The 19,212-nt window shown below is 40.3% G+C and carries 17 protein-coding genes; 8 read left to right on the forward strand and 9 right to left on the reverse strand.

Annotation, left to right across the window (positions count from 1 at the left end):
- The first annotated feature begins 24 nt into the window (after nt 1-24).
- The 3 genes from aceE (at nt 25) to lpdA (ending at nt 6,291) form a co-directional block, all read left to right on the forward strand.
- A complete protein-coding gene (gene aceE / locus PVK71_RS05395) occupies nt 25-2,688 on the forward strand; it encodes a pyruvate dehydrogenase (acetyl-transferring), homodimeric type (RefSeq protein WP_274419462.1) in 2,664 nt (887 codons plus the stop codon).
- Nucleotides 2,689-2,715: 27 nt separating this feature from the next.
- On the forward strand, nt 2,716-4,587 hold the full coding sequence (gene aceF, locus PVK71_RS05400; protein ID WP_274419463.1) for a pyruvate dehydrogenase complex dihydrolipoyllysine-residue acetyltransferase: 1,872 nt from the start codon (nt 2,716-2,718) through the stop codon (nt 4,585-4,587).
- A gap of 276 nt (nt 4,588-4,863) precedes the next feature.
- Nucleotides 4,864-6,291: a dihydrolipoyl dehydrogenase gene (gene lpdA / locus PVK71_RS05405; protein ID WP_130043990.1), complete on the forward strand. Its 1,428-nt coding sequence runs from the start codon at nt 4,864-4,866 to the stop codon at nt 6,289-6,291.
- Nucleotides 6,292-6,440: 149 nt separating this feature from the next.
- Here the strand turns inward: lpdA and PVK71_RS05410 are convergent, their stop codons facing one another.
- Nucleotides 6,441-7,046 (reverse strand): TetR/AcrR family transcriptional regulator, encoded by a 606-nt coding sequence (locus PVK71_RS05410; RefSeq protein ID WP_274419464.1) that lies wholly within the window; start codon nt 7,044-7,046, stop codon nt 6,441-6,443.
- Nucleotides 7,047-7,372: 326 nt separating this feature from the next.
- Here PVK71_RS05410 and hpt point away from each other — a divergent pair, with 326 nt between their 5' ends.
- Nucleotides 7,373-7,903 carry a hypoxanthine phosphoribosyltransferase gene (gene hpt, locus PVK71_RS05415; RefSeq protein ID WP_274419465.1) on the forward strand — a complete coding sequence of 177 codons (531 nt, stop codon included), beginning with the start codon at nt 7,373-7,375 and terminating at the stop codon, nt 7,901-7,903.
- Between the two features lie 498 nt (nt 7,904-8,401).
- A complete protein-coding gene (locus tag PVK71_RS05420; RefSeq protein ID WP_274419466.1) occupies nt 8,402-8,653 on the forward strand; it encodes a DUF1127 domain-containing protein in 252 nt (83 codons plus the stop codon).
- Nucleotides 8,654-8,728: 75 nt separating this feature from the next.
- On the opposite strand, the gene can is transcribed toward PVK71_RS05420, so the two are convergent.
- Nucleotides 8,729-9,388 (reverse strand): carbonate dehydratase, encoded by a 660-nt coding sequence (gene can, locus PVK71_RS05425; protein WP_165366823.1) that lies wholly within the window; start codon nt 9,386-9,388, stop codon nt 8,729-8,731.
- A 292-nt stretch (nt 9,389-9,680) separates the two neighbouring features.
- Between can and PVK71_RS05430 the strand changes: the two genes are divergently transcribed.
- From PVK71_RS05430 to PVK71_RS05440, 3 genes are all read left to right on the forward strand, one after another.
- Complete coding sequence (locus PVK71_RS05430) at nt 9,681-11,336, forward strand: SulP family inorganic anion transporter (RefSeq protein ID WP_274419467.1); 1,656 nt, start codon at nt 9,681-9,683, stop codon at nt 11,334-11,336.
- A 149-nt stretch (nt 11,337-11,485) separates the two neighbouring features.
- Nucleotides 11,486-12,403, forward strand: coding sequence for an ABC transporter ATP-binding protein (locus PVK71_RS05435; RefSeq protein WP_274419486.1), 918 nt, complete (start codon nt 11,486-11,488; stop codon nt 12,401-12,403).
- Nucleotides 12,403-13,173 carry an ABC transporter permease gene (locus PVK71_RS05440; RefSeq protein WP_274419468.1) on the forward strand — a complete coding sequence of 257 codons (771 nt, stop codon included), beginning with the start codon at nt 12,403-12,405 and terminating at the stop codon, nt 13,171-13,173. The genes PVK71_RS05435 and PVK71_RS05440 overlap by 1 nt, the downstream gene beginning before the upstream one ends.
- 91 nt (nt 13,174-13,264) lie before the next feature.
- Here PVK71_RS05440 and panC read toward each other — a convergent pair whose 3' ends face one another.
- The 7 genes from panC to sfsA all read right to left on the reverse strand — a co-directional run bounded on the left by panC (nt 13,265) and on the right by sfsA (nt 19,187).
- Nucleotides 13,265-14,152, reverse strand: a complete 888-nt coding sequence (gene panC / locus PVK71_RS05445) for a pantoate--beta-alanine ligase (protein WP_274419469.1) — start codon at nt 14,150-14,152, stop codon at nt 13,265-13,267.
- 9 nt (nt 14,153-14,161) lie between these two features.
- Entirely contained in the window at nt 14,162-14,956 is a 795-nt protein-coding gene (gene panB / locus PVK71_RS05450) for a 3-methyl-2-oxobutanoate hydroxymethyltransferase (RefSeq protein WP_274419470.1), read from the reverse strand.
- A gap of 22 nt (nt 14,957-14,978) precedes the next feature.
- Nucleotides 14,979-15,464, reverse strand: a complete 486-nt coding sequence (folK, locus tag PVK71_RS05455; protein ID WP_274419471.1) for a 2-amino-4-hydroxy-6-hydroxymethyldihydropteridine diphosphokinase — start codon at nt 15,462-15,464, stop codon at nt 14,979-14,981.
- Entirely contained in the window at nt 15,461-16,804 is a 1,344-nt protein-coding gene (gene pcnB / locus PVK71_RS05460; protein WP_274419487.1) for a polynucleotide adenylyltransferase PcnB, read from the reverse strand. Before pcnB ends, folK begins: the two co-directional genes overlap by 4 nt.
- A gap of 104 nt (nt 16,805-16,908) precedes the next feature.
- Nucleotides 16,909-17,802, reverse strand: coding sequence for a tRNA glutamyl-Q(34) synthetase GluQRS (gene gluQRS / locus PVK71_RS05465; protein WP_274419472.1), 894 nt, complete (start codon nt 17,800-17,802; stop codon nt 16,909-16,911).
- Nucleotides 17,803-17,866: 64 nt separating this feature from the next.
- On the reverse strand, nt 17,867-18,316 hold the full coding sequence (dksA, locus tag PVK71_RS05470) for an RNA polymerase-binding protein DksA (RefSeq protein ID WP_274419473.1): 450 nt from the start codon (nt 18,314-18,316) through the stop codon (nt 17,867-17,869).
- 163 nt (nt 18,317-18,479) lie between these two features.
- Nucleotides 18,480-19,187, reverse strand: a complete 708-nt coding sequence (gene sfsA / locus PVK71_RS05475; protein WP_274419474.1) for a DNA/RNA nuclease SfsA — start codon at nt 19,185-19,187, stop codon at nt 18,480-18,482.
- Between the last annotated feature and the right edge of the window lie 25 nt (nt 19,188-19,212).

The raw sequence follows: 19,212 nt of genomic DNA on the forward strand, positions 1-19,212 counted from the left end.
CCAACAAATAAAAGGATAGCTCGCATGTCTGACATGAAGCATGACGTTGATGCACTAGAAACTCAAGATTGGTTAGAAGCACTTGAGTCAGTTGTACGTGAAGAGGGTGTTGAACGCGCCCAGTATCTATTAGAGCAAGTTCTTGATAAAGCTCGTTTAGATGGTGTTGATATGGCTACAGGTATCAATACTAACTACATCAATACCATCCCTGCAACGCAAGAACCTGCGTACCCAGGTGATGTTACTCTTGAGCGTCGTATCCGTTCAATTATTCGTTGGAACGCTATCATGATCGTTCTACGTGCTTCTAAGAAAGATTTGGATCTAGGTGGCCACATGGCATCTTACCAATCTGCTGCTGCATTCTACGAAGTATGTTTCAACCACTTCTTCCGTGCTCCTAACGAGAAAGATGGTGGTGATTTAGTTTATTACCAAGGTCATATCTCTCCAGGTATCTACTCTCGTGCATTCGTTGAAGGTCGCTTAACTGAAGAGCAACTGGATAACTTCCGTCAAGAAGTAGATGGTAAAGGTATTCCTTCATACCCACACCCTAAACTAATGCCTGAATTCTGGCAGTTCCCGACTGTATCTATGGGTCTTGGTCCAATTTCTGCTATCTATCAAGCGCGTTTCCTTAAGTACCTTGATGGTCGTGGTCTTAAAGACACTTCAGCTCAACGTGTATATGCTTTCCTAGGTGACGGTGAGATGGATGAGCCAGAATCTCGTGGTGCGATTTCTTTCGCTGCGCGTGAGAAACTGGACAACCTATGTTTCCTAATCAACTGTAACCTACAGCGTCTAGACGGCCCAGTAATGGGTAATGGTAAGATCATTCAAGAACTTGAAGGTCTATTCAAAGGTGCAGGTTGGAACGTAGTTAAAGTTATCTGGGGTAACAATTGGGATGCTCTATTAGCTAAAGATACAACTGGTAAGCTTCTTCAGCTTATGAATGAAACTATCGATGGTGATTACCAAACATTTAAATCTAAAGATGGCGCATACGTGCGTGAAAATTTCTTTGGCAAGTATCCAGAAACAGCTGCATTAGTTGCGGACATGACGGATGAGCAAATCTTTGAACTGAAACGTGGTGGCCACGACTCTTCTAAACTGTTTGCTGCATTCAGCAATGCAAAAGAAACAGGTGGTAAGCCAACAGTAATCCTAGCTAAAACCGTTAAAGGTTACGGCATGGGTGATGCTGCGGAAGGTAAAAATATCGCTCACGGTGTTAAGAAGATGGACATGACTCACGTACAATACCTACGTGATCGTCTAGGTCTACAAGATATTCTTTCTGACGAGAAAGTAGCTGAACTGCCTTACTTGACACTGGAAGAAGGTTCTGCTGAATACGAATACCTACACGCTCGTCGTAAAGCGCTACAAGGTTACACGCCTAAGCGCCTACCTAAGTTTACTCAAGAATTTAAAGTTCCTGAGCTTGAAGAATTTGCTCCTCTACTAGGTGAGCAAAAGCGTGACATTTCTACAACGATGGCTTACGTTCGTACGTTAAACATCTTACTTAAAGATAAGAACATCGGTAAAAACATTGTTCCTATCATTTGTGATGAAGCACGTACATTCGGTATGGAAGGTCTGTTCCGTCAGATTGGTATCTACAATCCACACGGTCAAGCATACACTCCTGAAGATAAAGGCATTGTTTCTTACTACAAAGAAGCAACATCAGGGCAAGTTCTTCAAGAAGGTATCAACGAATTAGGTTCAATGGCATCTTGGGTTGCTGCTGCAACATCATACAGCACCAACGATCTTCCAATGATCCCATTCTACATCTACTACTCAATGTTCGGTTTCCAACGTATTGGTGACATGGCATGGTTAGCGGGTGACCAACAAGCACGTGGTTTCCTATTAGGTGCAACTGCTGGTCGTACAACGCTAAACGGTGAAGGTCTACAACACGAAGATGGTCACTCACACATCATGGCAAACACAGTTCCTAACTGTATTTCTTATGACCCAACGTTTGCTTACGAGCTAGCGGTGATCATGCAAGACGGTATCCGTCGTATGTATGGTGAGAACCAAGAAAACATTTACTACTACCTAACAGTAATGAATGAAAACTACGCAATGCCAGCAATGCCAGAAGGCGCTGAAGAAGGCATCCGTAAAGGTATCTACAAGCTTGAATCTCACGTTGGTGCTAAAGCTAAAGTTCAGTTAATGAGCTCTGGTACTATCATGAACGAAGTACGTAAAGCGGCACAAATCCTAAGTGAAGACTATGGCGTAGCGTCTGATATCTTCTCTGTAACATCGTTCAACGAACTAACTCGTGACGGTCAAGATGCAGAGCGTTACAACATGCTACACCCAGAAGCAGAAGCGAAAGTACCGTACATCACAACCGTTCTTGGTAACGAACCAGCAATCGCTGCGACTGACTACATGAAGAACTACGCTGAACAAGTACGTGCATTTATGCCAACTGAATCTTACAAAGTACTTGGTACTGATGGTTTTGGTCGTTCAGACAGCCGTGAGAACCTACGTCGTCACTTCGAAGTTAACGCAGGCTACGTAGTTGTTGCTGCTCTAACTGAATTAGTGAAACGTGGTGATATTGAGAAATCAGTTGTTACAGAAGCAATTGCTAAATTCAATATCGACACAGAAAAAACTAACCCGCAATACGCATAAGACTTCCATTAATTAAGGAAACAAACAATGACAATCGAAATTAATGTACCAGACATCGGTGCAGATGAGGTTGAAGTAACTGAGATTCTAGTTAAGGTCGGTGACCGAGTTGAAGAAGAGCAGTCACTGATCACTGTTGAAGGCGATAAAGCTTCAATGGAAGTTCCTGCGTCTCAAGCGGGTATCGTTAAAGAAATTAAAATTTCTGAAGGCGATTCAGTAACAACTGGTTCTCTAATTATGATATTTGAAGCTGAGGGTGCTGCTGCACCTGCAGCTCCAGTAGTTGAAGCTGCCCCTGTAGCTGCTTCTGCTGCTGAGCTTAAAGAAGTTCACGTTCCAGATATCGGCGGTGATGAAGTTGAAGTAACTGAAATCATGGTTGCTGTTGGCGATACAGTAGAAGAAGAGCAATCTCTTTTAACTGTTGAAGGCGACAAAGCATCGATGGAAGTTCCTGCACCATTTGCTGGGACAGTAAAAGAAATCAAAATTGCATCAGGTGATTCAGTATCTACTGGTTCTCTAGTGATGATTTTTGAAGTTGCAGGTTCTGCTCCAGCAGCAGCTCCTCAAGCGGCAGCAGCACCAGTTGCAGCGGCTCCAGCAGTCTCTGCTGAGAAAGAAGTAAACGTGCCTGATATCGGCGGTGATGAAGTTGAAGTAACTGAAATCATGGTTGCAGTTGGTGATACAGTAGAAGAAGAGCAATCTCTAATTACTGTTGAAGGCGACAAAGCATCAATGGAAGTTCCTGCTCCGTTCGCTGGTACTATTAAAGAGATTAAGATTGCGGCTGGCGATAAAGTATCGACTGGCTCTCTAATTATGACATTTGTTGTTGAAGGTGCAGCACCAGCGGCTCCTCAAGCGGCAGCAGCTCCAGTTGCACAGTCTGCTCCTGCAGCGGCACCAGTAGTAGCGGCTTCTGCTCCTGCATCAACAGGTGAATTTGAAGCGAACAACGATTACGCTCACGCGTCTCCAGTTGTACGTCGTCTTGCTCGTGAATTTGGTGTAAACCTAGCGAAAGTTAAAGGTACTGGCCGTAAAAACCGTATCCTTAAAGAAGACGTTCAAGGTTTCGTGAAAGATGCGCTTAAACGCCTTGAGTCTGGCGCTGCGGCATCAGGTAAAGGTGGCGACGGTTCAGCTCTTGGTTTACTTCCTTGGCCAAAAGTTGATTTCAGTAAGTTTGGTGAAACTGAAGTTCAGAAGCTTTCTAAGATCAAGAAGATCTCAGGTGCAAACCTACACCGTAACTGGGTGATGATCCCTCACGTTACACAGTGGGATAACGCAGACATCACTGAGCTAGAAGCATTCCGTAAAGAGCAGAATGCAATCGAAGCGAAAAACGACACGGGCATGAAGATCACACCACTTGTGTTTATCATGAAAGCGGTTGCGAAAGCACTTGAAGCGTTCCCATCGTTCAACTCTTCTTTATCTGAAGATGGCGAAAGCATCATTCTGAAGAAGTACGTAAACGTAGGTATCGCGGTTGATACACCAAACGGCCTTGTTGTTCCTGTATTTAAAGACGTGAACAAAAAAGGCATTTACGAGCTATCTGAAGAGCTTATGGCTATTTCGAAGAAAGCACGTGCTGGTAAGCTAACGGCGTCTGATATGCAGGGTGGTTGTTTCACAATTTCAAGCCTTGGTGGTATCGGTGGTACAGCATTTACACCAATCGTAAATGCACCAGAAGTAGGTATCCTAGGGGTATCTAAGTCTGAGATTAAACCTGTATGGAATGGCAAAGAGTTCGCTCCACGCCTACAGCTTCCACTGTCTCTGTCTTATGACCACCGTGTTATTGATGGCGCAGAAGGTGCTCGTTTCATTACGTTCTTAAACAGTGCATTATCTGACATTCGTCGCCTAGTACTGTAATTAGCGGTTATTGAAACAAACAATAAGGTGGCTAATAAGCCACCTTATTGCTTAATAAATTAAGGGATTAATCTCTTAATTTGAATTTATTAAAGCAATTTGCGGTGATGTAAATGTTCCTATCTTTGAACATACAAACGTGAATTGTTGTCTAGCTCACAGGCTAACTTAATCTTGCTTTCACACTGTTAACATCTATGTAAAATAGACACAGTCTGAAAACAATAATAGAACAATTTGTCAGCCTGTTAGGGAAATGACTATAACGAGGTCAAAATGAGCAAACAAGTTAAAGCCCAAGTAGTTGTACTTGGTTCAGGTCCTGCTGGTTACTCTGCTGCTTTCCGTTGCGCGGATTTAGGTCTAGAAACAGTATTAATCGAGCGTTATAACACGCTTGGTGGTGTATGTTTAAACGTGGGTTGTATCCCATCAAAAGCACTTCTTCACGTATCTAAAGTTATCGAAGAAGCAAAAGCAATGGCAGATCACGGCGTTGTTTTTGGTGCTCCACAAACAGACATTAATAAGATCCGTATCTGGAAAGATAAAGTAGTTACTCAGTTAACTGGCGGTCTTGGCGGCATGGCTAAAATGCGTGACGTTAAAGTTATTAACGGTTTTGGTAAGTTTACTGGCCCTAATACGATTGAAGTTGAAGGCGAAGAAAACACAACAGTTACGTTTGATAACGCTATCATTGCTGCTGGTTCTCGTCCGATTAAACTTCCGTTCATCCCGCATGAAGACCCACGCATTTGGGATTCAACTGATGCGCTAGAACTAAAAGAAGTACCAGAGAAATTACTAATCATGGGCGGTGGTATCATCGGTCTTGAAATGGGTACGGTTTACCACTCTTTAGGTTCTAAAGTTGAAGTGGTTGAGATGTTTGATCAAGTTATCCCAGCGGCGGATAAAGACATCGTTAAAGTGTACACAAAACGTATTAAAGATAAGTTCAAGCTAATGCTTGAGACTAAAGTAACGGCTGTTGAAGCAAAAGAAGACGGTATCTACGTTTCAATGGAAGGTAAAAAAGCACCTTCAGAAGCTGAGCGTTACGATGCGGTTCTTGTTGCTATCGGTCGTGTACCAAATGGTAAACTTATCGATGCTGAAAAAGCAGGTATTGAAGTTGATGAGCGTGGTTTCATCAATGTTGATAAGCAAATGCGTACCAATGTTGCTCACATTCATGCAATCGGTGATGTTGTTGGCCAACCAATGCTTGCTCACAAAGGTGTGCATGAAGGTCACGTAGCAGCTGAAGTTATTTCTGGTAAGAAGCACTACTTCGACCCTAAAGTAATTCCTTCAATTGCTTACACTGAGCCAGAAGTTGCTTGGGTTGGTAAAACAGAGAAAGAAGCAAAAGAAGAAGGTTTGAACTTTGAAGTTGCTACTTTCCCATGGGCTGCATCAGGCCGTGCAATCGCATCTGATTGTGCTGATGGTATGACTAAGCTTATCTTTGATAAAGAAACTCACCGTGTTATTGGTGGTGCTATCGTTGGTACAAACGGTGGTGAACTACTTGGTGAAATCGGCCTTGCAATTGAAATGGGTTGTGATGCAGAAGATATCGCTCTTACTATCCACGCTCACCCAACTCTACATGAGTCTGTTGGTCTAGCTGCGGAAGTATTTGAAGGTTCAATCACTGACCTTCCAAACAAAAAAGCAGTTAAAAAGAAAAAATAATTCTTTGTTAAAGTATAAAAAAACCGCTAAGAAATTAGCGGTTTTTTATTATCACTTCCTGAATCCTGAATCCTGAATCCTGAATCCTGAATCCTGAATCCTGAATCCTGAATCCTGAATCCTGAATCCTGAATCCTGAATCCTGAGTATTATTTATAAATACACAGCATATTTAAGAAACAGCTAGCCGTATCTTCAAGCTCTTCAATTGAAGAACTGCGGTTCGCTTGAATGAAAACAGAGTAGCAAATGCCATGCAGCATTTTAGCTAGGTTTTCAGGCGTATGATCGTTACACACTTCGTTACGCTCAATACCTTCTTCAAACATTGTACGAATAATCTTCTGATTATTCACATGAGTGCTTAAGAATAAAGGCCATACTTCTTCGCGAGTAGACGTACTCCATTCAAACCAGACTTTGATCCACTTTTCACCAGATTGAACGGTATCAATAATGTTCATTAAGAGGGTATGAAGATTAGTTGGTACATCAAGTTCAAGAGAAATTGAGTTTTGTACGAATTGATGGAATTGTTCTTCTACTTTATTCAATACATCATCAACAAGATCTTCTCTTGTTGGGAAATAGTTGAAAACGGTAGCGACAGATACTTGTGCGATTTCAGCAACATCAGCATGGCCGCCACGGCCAATACCACGTTGTGAAAATACCTCGATAGCTATATCTAGTAGTTGTTCTTTACGTTTTTCTGGGGATAGCCTTGTTCTAGGCCTTTTTTGGATCGTATCCATTTTTATATATCCTTGCCAACAAATTATTATTTTATATAGGGTTTATTATTATTATTCTCAATAACTGTACATAAGGCTGATTATATATTCAACAATTATTCAGCGTATCAATTAAAAATATGACGAAGTTAAAGATTATTTTTTTAAGTTGCAGATGTTTACCGTATAAATCTATTTTTATAGAGTTTGTTTTATAAAGTGGCAAGGTTAATATTAAGAGGTATAAAAAACTTTTGTAATTGGATCTACGTCAACTGCCGTTTTATTGTAAACTGTATAGGTCTAAATCTTGCCTTAGGTAAGTTCAACGAATTAAGTGAGATAGTATGAAACATACAGTAGAAGTGATGATCTCTGAAAAAGAGGTTACTCAACGTGTTAAAGAACTAGGCCAACAAATATCTGAACATTATAAAGAGTCAGAAGGATTGGTGATGATAGGTTTGTTACGTGGTTCATTTGTTTTCATGGCTGACTTAGCACGAGCGATTGATACGCCAATGACGGTGGACTTTATGACAGCATCAAGCTATGGCAATAGCATGGAGAGTACACGTGATGTACGCATCCTAAAAGATCTTGATGATGACATTAAAGGCAAAGATATTCTGCTCGTTGAAGATATTATTGATACAGGTAATACGTTAAGTAAGGTATGCGAGATATTGTCTATTCGTGAGCCTAACTCAATCACTATTTGTACGTTGCTTGATAAACCTTCTCGCCGTGAAGTTGAAGTAAAAGTAGATTGGATTGGTTTTTCAATCCCAGATGAATTTGTTGTTGGTGTAGGTATTGATTACGCTCAAAAATACCGTAACTTACCTTATATTGGTAAAGTTGTACCACAAGAATAATACACTTCATTATTGTCGTATTGGTATTATTTAAATTAAGCCGAAGATACATTTGTTTCTTCGGCTTTTTTATTGATATATCTGTATTTTATATAATATAGCGGAAAGTATGGTCAAACAGGGCAAAATAAACAATGTTTAGAATGAATATATAGTTACCAGTAAACTAATAGTGCATTCATTTTGTTTTAATTATGTTGCTAATTTGTGCTTGATTATTAATTGCTGTTGGTTACAATTTAACCGTAAATCTAATTTACAACTTACCCATTTATAGAATTAATTTTACGTTTTAGGAGGTCAACATGACAGTTATTCATTCATACAAAATGTGTTGCGCCACCACTATGTCGTTTACACCCGTTAACGATCAAAACGATTAATTAATTCGTAACCTTCTTTGGCTGCGAATATTGCGGCTATCTTATCTAAGAAGGTAACTACCTACCTTATGATGCCAGTCGCACTATATTCTCAGCTTACTATTGGAGAAATATTATGCGTCATTCACTATATCTACATTTAGCTACTTTATTAATTAAAGCCGATCTTGCTCGAGAAGAGCGTGAATGGAAACGAAAAGTTCGTAAAGTTCAGTATGAGATCCCATGGGGAAATGAATATTTACTTAAAGATATTGGTTTGCACATTGATGGTCGAACAATCAGTGATCTTGAGGTTCCGGCAATCAAGACTGAACGCCAAATCCGCCATCTTCGTCGACTCGTGCGTTTGAGAATAGCAACGTAAAATAAAGCCAGAGAAATTAAGGTGATGTTTTCTCTGGCTATTGTCTAATGTAATAAAAGGGGAGTTGTTGCCCTTTTATTTTTCACCACTAGTCTGTGTTATAACAGACATGGCTGCTTGGTAGGATATTTCTAATGACTCTCGACTGTGGCCTTTTACACCCAGATCATTCAAAACGCCATCTCCCATACCATAAACAACGCCGTGAACTTGAACGTCTTGTCCTCGTTCCCAAGCGGTTTGCATTACGGTTGAATTACCAACGTTATAAACTTGTTCTGCGACATTTATCTCACACAATTTATCTCCCCATTTCTCACGAGGTAAACTGCCAAATACAGTTCTGTGTTTTAGATAAAGATCTCTAATATGAAGTAGCCAGTTATTAATAAGGCCTAGTGGGGGGTTATCAATGGCTGCATTCACACCACCACATCCATAATGCCCACAAACAATGATGTGTTTAATCTTTAAAACATCGACGGCATATTGCAAAACAGATAGGCAATTTAAATCAGTATGAATTACTTGGTTGGCTACATTACGGTGAACAAATAGTTCGCCTGAATGAAGTCCAGTTAAACGTTCAGCAGGAACTCGACTGTCAGAGCAACCAATCCATAAAAAACCAGGGTTCTGTCCTTCCTCAAGCTGAGTAAAGTATTCAGGGCGTCCCGCTTTAATTGATTTTGCCCATTTAGAATTATTTTCAAAAAGCTCTTTAATTTCTGGCATTTTAAATCTCTCATCCCTTAAATACATAAGAAGCAAGGGGGTTCCTTACACTTCTTTCTGTTAAAAACGTCAACAGGTCTATTTACTATACACAATGTTACAATTTCAATCTGCTAAAAACTTGCATAAAAAGTACTCATCTGACGAGTAGATACGTTAAAAGAAGCGGCTGAAGCATTAATTAGATAGATAGGACATAAGCTGAAGTCATTAGTTCTAATTAATAGTTATGAGAGATGGATAACTTTTGTTAAATTAATGGCGATACGAGTTTATAAACAGGGAGCTAACGGTGTTTGGGCAACGATTTGAGAGTGTAAACTTTAAAGGTGATTTATTTGGTGGGGTAACGACAGCCATCATATCACTGCCTTTGGCATTAGCCTTTGGTGTTGCTTCAGGAGCAGGCGCTGAAGCAGGGCTTTGGGGGGCTATCATGGTGGGGCTTTTTGCTTCTCTATTTGGTGGTTCTTCTACATTAATCTCTGAACCTACGGGACCAATGACGGTAATTATGACCGCGGTCTTAACGAGCATGGTAGCTAAATACCCTGAGACTGGTATTGCAATGACGTTTACCGTTGTGATGATGGCTGGTGCATTTCAGATCCTCCTTGGGACTTTAAAGTTGGGTAAATACATAACTTTAATGCCATACAGTGTTATTTCAGGCTTTATGTCAGGCATAGGCGTTATTCTTATTATCTTACAGCTTTCCCCTTTGCTTGGTCATGCAGCACCAGCAGGTGGTGTTATAGGAACGCTGAAAGCTTTACCTGATACATTGGCGCATTTAGATATTAAAGAACTCTTTCTTGGCGTATTGACGCTTGGTGTTTTGTTTCTTTTTCCTCAGCAGTATCGTAAATATATCCCTGCTCAATTGGTTGCTCTAGTTGCTGTTACACTTATTTCAGTCATTATTTTTGATACAGATTCTATTCGTCGTATCGGCGAGATCCCTGCAGGTTTGCCTTCCATTGTCATTCCTACCATTAACAGTGATATGTTTATGACCATGGTCATTGATGCTTTAGTGCTAGGTACACTAGGGTGTATTGATACGCTATTAACTGCGGTTATTGGTGATTCATTAACACGTAAAGAGCATGACTCAGATAAAGAGCTACGAGGCCAAGGCTTAGCCAATATGATCTCTGGTTTATTTGGTGCACTGCCTGGAGCTGGTGCAACAATGGGGACGGTTACTAATATTCAAGTGGGTGCTCGCTCACCATTATCCGGTGTATTTAGGGCTGCGGTGCTTGCTTTAGTGGTATTGGTTGCGGGTGGGTTAACAGAACCTATCCCAATGGCCGTTCTTGCGGGTATTGCTGTTTATGTTGGCTTTAATATTCTGGATTGGAGCTTTATCCAAAGAGCACATAAAGTCAGTTTTGCCGGCATGGCCATTATGTACGGTGTCATGCTACTGACGGTATTTGTCGATTTAATTGTCGCCGTTGGTCTTGGTGTTTTTATTTCTAATATTATTATCATTGAACGCTTAAGCCGTGAGCAAGCTCGTCAAGTAAAAGCAATTAGTGATGCCGATGAAGATGATGTCCCTCTCACTGATAGCGAAAGACGTTTATTGGATAAAGCGAATGGAAAAGTATTGTTCTTTTATTTATCAGGGCCAATGATTTTCAGTGTATCGAAAGCGATTGCACGTCAACACTCCAGTATTTCTGATTATGAAGTGATGATTTTAGATTTAACCGATGTTCCGATGATAGATGTGACAGTTGGTTTGGCGTTAGAGAATGCGATTAATGATGCGTTAGATGCAAATTGCAAAGTGTATTTATTGTGTCCCAATGAGAAAACCAGAGAGCAATTAGATAAGTTTCACGTGACAGATTTAGTTCCTGATGAAAATACGTTTAAATTTCGTTATGAGGCACTTAAGTCAGCGATTAGATACGTTTCACCTGACGAGATCTAAGTTCTTAATTTAGTAATGTTTAATCAAGCCGCAGAGTGAATAGCTCTGCGGCTTTTTATTATCTCGTTGTTTTCAAATTTGCATTCATCGTCATTCAACGATAAGCTAACTTGAATGATAGATGCTTAATCTAGGTGATGAATAAAGATATGTATGCATTAGAGATAGAACAATTACGAAAAACATATGTTGGTGGTTTTGAAGCGCTTAAAGGCGTAGATTTAACCGTAGAGCAAGGTGATTTTTACGCACTATTGGGACCTAATGGGGCCGGTAAATCAACAACCATTGGGGTAATTAGTTCACTTGTTAATAAAACCTCAGGTCAAGTAAAAGTCTTTGGTTATGATATTGATACTCATCTTGTTCAGGCTAAACAGCAAATCGGTTTAGTTCCCCAAGAGTTTAATTTTAACCCATTTGAAACCGTGCAGCAGATAGTGATACAACAAGCTGGCTACTATGGTGTTTCTCGTTCATTAGCAAAAGAGAGAGCACAAAAATACCTAACTCAGTTAGATCTGTGGGAAAAGAGAAATGATCGCGCACGTAATTTATCTGGTGGTATGAAGCGTCGTTTGATGATCGCTAGAGCCTTAATGCATGAACCTAAGTTATTGATCCTTGATGAACCTACAGCTGGTGTTGATATTGAACTACGTCGCTCAATGTGGGAGTTCTTAAAGCAAATTAATGAGCAAGGCGTGACGATTATTCTTACTACACATTATCTTGAAGAAGCTGAAATGTTATGTCGAAATATCGGGATTATTAATAAAGGTGAAGTCATAGAAAATACATCGATGAAACGATTATTAAATAAACTTCAGGTTGAAACTTTTATCTTAGATTTGGCAGAAAATAGCCCTACGCCTCAGTTGGAAGGCGCTAAAATCACAAGCAGTAAAGAGGGTTCTATTGAGGTTGAAATAGATAAATCACAAGGGCTTAATTACCTTTTTGAGCAATTAAACCATCAAGGGGTAAATGTACTTTCTATGCGAAATAAAGCGAATCGATTAGAAGAGTTATTTGTCAGTATTGTTCGTTCAGGGGAAGCTAAATAATGATGAACTTATATTGGACAGCATTCAAAAGCCTTATATCTAAAGAGATAAATAGATTCACTCGAATTTGGGTGCAAACACTGGTTCCACCAGCCATTACCATGACGTTATATTTTATCATTTTTGGTAATTTGATTGGTTCACGTATTGGTGAAATGAGTGGCTTTAGTTATATGGAATATATTGTTCCAGGCTTGATAATGATGTCTGTTATCACTAACTCTTACTCGAATGTGGCTTCTTCGTTCTTTAGTGCGAAGTTCCAAAAAAACATAGAGGAGTTACTTGTCGCTCCTGTACCTAATTACATTATTATCGCTGGTTTTGTTGGTGGTGGTGTTGTTCGAGGTTTATTGGTTGGTGCGTTAGTGACTTGCGTGTCTCTGTTTTTTGTTGATATTCAAATTGCGCATTTTGGTGTGATTATACTGACAGTATTAATGACATCTATCGTATTCTCTTTAGGTGGATTGATTAATGCGGTTTTTGCTAGAACCTTTGATGATATCAGTATTATTCCGACGTTTATTTTAACGCCATTAACGTATTTAGGTGGGGTCTTTTACTCGATTAGTTTGTTGCCTGAATTCTGGCAAGGGGTTTCTAAATTAAACCCGATTGTTTATATGGTAAATGCATTTCGTTATGGTTTTTTAGGTGTATCTGATGTCGGTGTTGGTACTGCATTTGCGGTATTAACGGCATTTATTGTGGTGCTTTATGCCGTGGCTCTGCACTTAATCTCTAAAGGTACTGGTCTTAGAAGCTAATATTAGTGTCAGGACAGGACAATAAAAAAGGGCAGATGATCAGCGATCATCTGCCCTTTTGTTTAGTCGTTAATCATACTAATACTATTAATTATTCTTCTTCTTCAGTGTCTTCTTCGCTTGCTGCAATATGAAGTTCAACCACTAAGTTATCAATCAAGCGGACTTGGCCAAGGAAGGCCGCCATAAGGATAACAGCTTGAGTAGTTTCTTCTGTTGGTTCTTGCAGCGTTCTTGCATCACGAATGAAGATTTCATCAGGCTGCAAATCTGCTGCACGTAGTTGATCACTAGCGTCTTCAATTAGAGATAGATAATCATTACGACCACCACGCATTTGGCTGCTTATCCAACGCATAGTGCGAGCTAAAACAGGCGCTCGCTGACGCTCATTTAATGTCAGCAGGTTATTGCGAGAGCTCATTGCTAAGCTATCAGCTTCACGTACAGTTGCAACACCAACAATCTCGATATCTAAGGCCATATCAATGACCATTTGACGAATAAGCGCAAGTTGTTGGAAATCTTTCTCACCAAAACAAGCAACATCAGGCTGAACAATGTTGAATAGCTTATTAACAACCGTTGATACGCCTCTAAAGTGACCAGGGCGAGAAGCGCCTTCCAAAATGGTAGATATAACCGGGACATCAACAGTCGTTTGTTTATCTAACCCTTCTGGGTACATGATCTCTGGCGTTGGAGTAAAGACAAGATCAACCTTTTCAGATGTGAGTTTTTCTACGTCTTCATCTAATGTTCTTGGATAATTTGTTAGATCATCAGTATTGTTAAATTGCATCGGGTTAACAAAAATACTAGCAACAACAATATCAGCATGCTCGCGAGCAGTGCGGATCAGTGTTAAATGACCTTCGTGCAGGTTTCCCATTGTTGGAACGAAAGCGATACGCTTGCCTTCGCGTTTCCAAGCTTTGAGCTGCTCGCGTAATGGTAAAATTTCAGAAAAAATGTCCATTACGTTTCCTTAATTAAATGTATGTTCAGCGGCAGGGAAGACACCTTGCTCAACATCTTGAATATACTTAGTGACCGCTTTACGCATATCACCGGTTTCCGCTAAAAAGTTTTTAGAGAATTTAGGCATATAGTTAGCAGAAATACCGAACATGTCGTGCATTACTAGGATTTGACCATCCGTAACATTACCTGCACCAATACCAATAACAGGAACAGTACATGCTTTTGTAATGCGTTCAGCAAGAGAAGCTGGAACACATTCTAGTAGAATAATTTGAGCGCCAGCGGCTTCAAGTGTTAGTGCATCTTTTACCATTTTTTCAGCTTTTGCTTCATCACGGCCTTGAATGCGGAACCCACCAAAAATATTAACCGATTGAGGAGTTAAACCAAGGTGTGCACAAACTGGTACTGCGCGTTCAGCAAGGATACGAATGGTTTCAGCGATCCAAGCGTCACCTTCAATCTTCACCATGTTAGCGCCCGCTTGCATTAGCTTGCCTGCATTTTCACACGCTTGCTCAGGGGTAGCGTAGCTCATGAATGGCATGTCAGCCATTAATAAACTGTTTGGACTACCAGCGCGTACACAACGAGTATGGTAAGCGATCTCTTCAGTTGTTACAGGCAAAGTATCACTCTTGCCTTGTAAAACCATACCTAATGAATCACCGACTAATAGAACAGGGACTTCTTGCTGTTCAAATAGTTGTGCGAAGCTAGCATCATATGCTGTAACAGTGGCAAATTTTTTGCCTTCTTGCTTCCACTTCATTAAGTCATGAATAGAGATTTTTTTCATAAAACATCCTTACTAGAAGCGATTAATCTTCCCAAATGGACAAACCATTTCTATCTACAGTGTTTAATAACTGAGAGAGGGTTGTGCCATCAGGTAAAGTTAAATCATTATAAAGTTCAGCGAGCGGATAAAGAACAAATTCACGTTCTTTCATGCCATAGTGAGGCACAGTTAATCGCTCATTGTCGATCGTTTGATCGCCAAATAAAATAATATCAAGATCTAAAGTTCTTGGTCCCCAGCGCTCTTCTTTACGCACACGGCCTTGCTCAAGCTCAATCTTTTGAGTGAGTTCCAATAATTTCATTGGAGCAAGGTTGGTTTCAATCTCAACAACCGCATTAATGTAATTTGGTTGATCTTGAGGGCCCATTGGTGAACTGCTGTAAAGCGAGGATACGGCTGTTACTTTGGAGTCCGGAAGCTGATGCAAGGCATTGATTGCCACTTTAGCTTGAGCTACGGGATCTCCAAGATTACTCCCAATTGCAATAATTACTTTGATCATGAATCGTTATTCGCACGTTTTTTCTTACGATATGGGCTACGACGCTTACGAGTCCCCGTAGCGCGGCCGCCATGAAGGTTCTGGACCATATTATTACGGTGCGGTGCAGGTGCATCTTGGAATTCTGTCCACCAATCCGAAAGTGTTTTTATTTCGCCACCTTCTACTTTTCCGCGCATTTCAAGGAAATCATAAGCGGCACGGAATTTTTGCTGTTCGATAAGCACGAACGCACGCTTGCCATTTCGACGAGGCAAGCGAAGCTGAAGTTGCCAAATATCACGGATAGTAGCTGTTAATCGACGAGGGATTGCAGTACTTTTAACTTGAATATCAAGCATGATATTCGCCGCTTCCATAATGGATTCGTAGTGATCATACTTTGGATTTTCATCCTGAATTTCTTGTGCTTTAGCCGTGAGAGGGTACCAAAGCATTGCTGCAAACATAAAGGCCGGGTTTACACGCTTACCGCTATTAATACGTTTGTCTGTTGAGTGCAGAACTAATTCAATCATTTGCTCAGTTGGGCCATTCCCTTCTTCTGTTAAGAAAGGCGTCAGCGCTGGAAACAATTGTTGAAATAAATTCAATTTACGTAATAAATAGTAAGTATTTAATCCTTTACCGGCTTGCAGCAGTTTTAATGACTCTTCAAACAGTCGAGCAGCAGGGATATCTCTTAAAAGTGGAGATAACTCTACAATTGGCTCTACCGTTTTATCACAAATAGTCATGTCTAACTTAGCAGCAAAACGCACAGCTCGAAGCATACGAACAGGGTCTTCACGATAACGAGTTTCAGGGTCACCAATTAAACGTACCAGATTATTATTTAAATCTTCAATACCATTGGCGTAATCATGAATCGAATAATCGGCAATATTGTAATACATGGCATTAATGGTGAAGTCACGACGCTGAGCATCTTCTTCTACTGTGCCATATACATTATCACGCAGCAGCATGCCTTCTTTGGACTGAGCTGAGATGTTTTTCTTCTCGGACTCTTCTTCTTTGTGGTGACCACGGAAGGTTGCCACTTCGATGACATCTCTACCAAATAGAATATGAGCAAGACGGAATCGACGGCCAATTAAGCGACAATTGCGAAATAGCTTTTTGATCTGCTCTGGCGTTGCGTTAGTGGCGATATCAAAGTCTTTAGGCTCTTGGCCTAGAAGAATGTCGCGCACTCCTCCGCCTACGAGATAAGCGTCGTATCCCGCATTACTTAAGCGGTAAAGAACTTTTAGTGCATTATCACTAAGATCTTTACGTGAAATATTGTGTTCTTGGCGTGTGATAACGTTCAGTTTCAAATCCTCTGTAGAGCAAATATCACTGTTGTTTTTGAGTAAATTACGACAAAAACGGGCAACTTGATTAAAGATAATAACCTCGATATTCAAGTGAGCAGTCAAAAATAGGCGCACATCATAGCTTAAATTGTGGGTTTTGAGAATGGGGTAGTGATCTCGAGCCCAGTTGGGAGCTGTTTTAGTTGCCAATTTTTGATTGCCCATTGAAAAATTTCATTCAATGTGGCGGTTTCTATGTCCTTTGGTAAGACAAACCCTAAAAAACACAACGCTTCAAGTAAGGTTGGAATTGGATTTGTGTTATCAATTGCAGGAGCATAGTTTTGTTTTGATAATTTGTTTCCTAGCTCATCAACGGCAAGGGGTAAGTGAAGGTAGCTAACTTCTTTTACTCCTAATTGGCGATAAAGCGAAATTTGGCGTCCTGTGGGCTCTATTAAATCAGCGCCACGAACTACTTCAGTCACACCTTGGTCAATATCATCTAAGACCACCGCAAGATTATAGGCAAATAATCCATCTCTGCGTTTGATAATAAAATCTTCTTGAGCCAATTGTGCCGGTATTTGAATCACCCCGTGCTTTATATCATAAAATGACTCAACAGGATGCTGCATTACTAAGCGTACAGATGCGTTGTTTTCTGAAAGGTGTTTATATCTACAGTGGCCTAAATAAAATCCGCCAGCTTCTTTTATTTGTTTTCGAGTGCATTGGCAAAAATACGCATCACCGTTATCAATCCATTGGTTAATTTGAGATTGATACATAGTGTGGCGTTGACTTTGATAAACGATTCCATCATCCCATTCAAAACCGTAATCTTCTAAGGTCTGAATGATCAAAGAGGAGGCACCAGGTATCTCACGCGGTGGGTCTAGATCCTCAATGCGAATCAGCCATTTTCCTTGCTGTGATTTCGCTTGTAAGTAGCTCCCTAAGGCTGCAACAAGGGAACCAAAATGCAGTGGACCTGATGGGGATGGAGCAAAGCGACCTATGTATTGAGTAGTCATAGACATTCACTGTATAAACGTAAAAAAGGGAGCCAGCGCTCCCTTTTTATTATATTGATTGGTATTAGCCAGCCATTTGCTTTTCTTTGATTTCTGCAAGTGTTTTACAGTCAATACAAAGGTCTGCGGTTGGACGCGCTTCTAAGCGACGAATACCGATTTCAACACCACAAGAATCACAGAATCCGAAATCTTCTTCTTCAATCTTGTTAAGTGTTTTTTCAATTTTTTTAATTAGACGGCGTTCACGGTCACGGTTACGCAGTTCTAAACTAAATTCTTCTTCTTGAGCAGCGCGATCCACAGGATCTGGGAAATTCGCAGCTTCGTCTTTCATATGATTTACTGTGCGTTCAACTTCTTCCCTAAGTTGATTACGCCAAGCTTCTAGAATCTTCGTAAAGTGTTCAATTTGGGCTGGGCCCATGTACTCTTCACCTGCTTTTTCCTGGTAAGGTTCAACACCAGCGATAGCTAGAATACCTAGCGTTCTTTTTGTATTGCTCTCTGGCATTACAGCTTCTCCTAAACGTCTTTGACTCTCACTAGCCAAATGAGGGCGCTATCTATAACAGAAAGAAAAGAGGCAATCAAATATTGATTTCACCAATTGAGATCCAGTAGCAAGAACGTAGCACTTTTTTTAAAAAGAATGTAAGCATTGCTAAATAAAGCAGCTAAATACAAAAAGGTAGCTTGCGTACGATCTTCATCTCTTTTGATGACATCTCTGCTTGGTAGCAGAGAACGGTAACCCCACTTTCAATCGCATCTAATAATAAAGAATAATATTGATGGTCTATATGGTGTGCGATTGATACTTTTTCAATGCCTGAATGTAAAACAGCGAAAAATAATACTGCTTTTTTTCCATTAAGGGCGATTTCACTCAGTTCTCGTAAGTGTTTTTGCCCTCGTGTTGTGACGGCATCAGGAAAGAATCCTTGGCCTTGGTCTCCCAATAACGTAACGCTCTTTACTTCAATATAGCAGTCAGGTAGTGAATCTTCACTAAGTAGTATATCAATTCGGCTATTTTCTGAGCCGTATTTCACTTCGGTTTTAAGTGTAGTGTACTCATTTAACTCATCAATATTTTTATTGTTAATGGCTTCAACCACCAATTGATTGGCTCGAATAGTATTAACGCATATTATGTGATTTTTTTCTGTGACGCTGAGCTCCCAACTATTAGGGTATTTGCGCTTTAGGTTACTGGATGTTGAAAAAAACACCGTATTGCCAGGTGTTGCACAGCCAGTCATTGCACCTGTGTTGGCGCAATGGATAGTTCGTTCACTTTTATCTGGTAATTCTATGTCTGTTAAAAAGCGTTTATAACGTTTTATTAATATTCCAGATTCTAATTTAGGTTCAAATTTCATTTAACTACTGTTTTTTTGTACAATG

The organism is Aliivibrio sp. S4MY1, from assembly GCF_028765545.1.
In the GTDB taxonomy this organism is placed as follows: Bacteria; Pseudomonadota; Gammaproteobacteria; order Enterobacterales; family Vibrionaceae; genus Aliivibrio.

What these genes read in the sequence shown, in the direction of transcription:
- aceE (WP_274419462.1), top strand. Translation starts at nt 25, where the DNA reads ATGTCTGACATGAAGCATGACGTTGATGCACTAGAAACTCAAGATTGG.
- aceF (WP_274419463.1), top strand. Translation starts at nt 2,716, where the DNA reads ATGACAATCGAAATTAATGTACCAGACATCGGTGCAGATGAGGTTGAA.
- lpdA (WP_130043990.1), top strand. Translation starts at nt 4,864, where the DNA reads ATGAGCAAACAAGTTAAAGCCCAAGTAGTTGTACTTGGTTCAGGTCCT.
- PVK71_RS05410 (WP_274419464.1), bottom strand. Translation starts at nt 7,046, where the DNA reads ATGGATACGATCCAAAAAAGGCCTAGAACAAGGCTATCCCCAGAAAAA.
- hpt (WP_274419465.1), top strand. Translation starts at nt 7,373, where the DNA reads ATGAAACATACAGTAGAAGTGATGATCTCTGAAAAAGAGGTTACTCAA.
- PVK71_RS05420 (WP_274419466.1), top strand. Translation starts at nt 8,402, where the DNA reads ATGCGTCATTCACTATATCTACATTTAGCTACTTTATTAATTAAAGCC.
- can (WP_165366823.1), bottom strand. Translation starts at nt 9,388, where the DNA reads ATGCCAGAAATTAAAGAGCTTTTTGAAAATAATTCTAAATGGGCAAAA.
- PVK71_RS05435 (WP_274419486.1), top strand. Translation starts at nt 11,486, where the DNA reads ATGTATGCATTAGAGATAGAACAATTACGAAAAACATATGTTGGTGGT.
- PVK71_RS05440 (WP_274419468.1), top strand. Translation starts at nt 12,403, where the DNA reads ATGATGAACTTATATTGGACAGCATTCAAAAGCCTTATATCTAAAGAG.
- panC (WP_274419469.1), bottom strand. Translation starts at nt 14,152, where the DNA reads ATGGACATTTTTTCTGAAATTTTACCATTACGCGAGCAGCTCAAAGCT.
- panB (WP_274419470.1), bottom strand. Translation starts at nt 14,956, where the DNA reads ATGAAAAAAATCTCTATTCATGACTTAATGAAGTGGAAGCAAGAAGGC.
- folK (WP_274419471.1), bottom strand. Translation starts at nt 15,464, where the DNA reads ATGATCAAAGTAATTATTGCAATTGGGAGTAATCTTGGAGATCCCGTA.
- gluQRS (WP_274419472.1), bottom strand. Translation starts at nt 17,802, where the DNA reads ATGACTACTCAATACATAGGTCGCTTTGCTCCATCCCCATCAGGTCCA.
- dksA (WP_274419473.1), bottom strand. Translation starts at nt 18,316, where the DNA reads ATGCCAGAGAGCAATACAAAAAGAACGCTAGGTATTCTAGCTATCGCT.
- sfsA (WP_274419474.1), bottom strand. Translation starts at nt 19,187, where the DNA reads ATGAAATTTGAACCTAAATTAGAATCTGGAATATTAATAAAACGTTAT.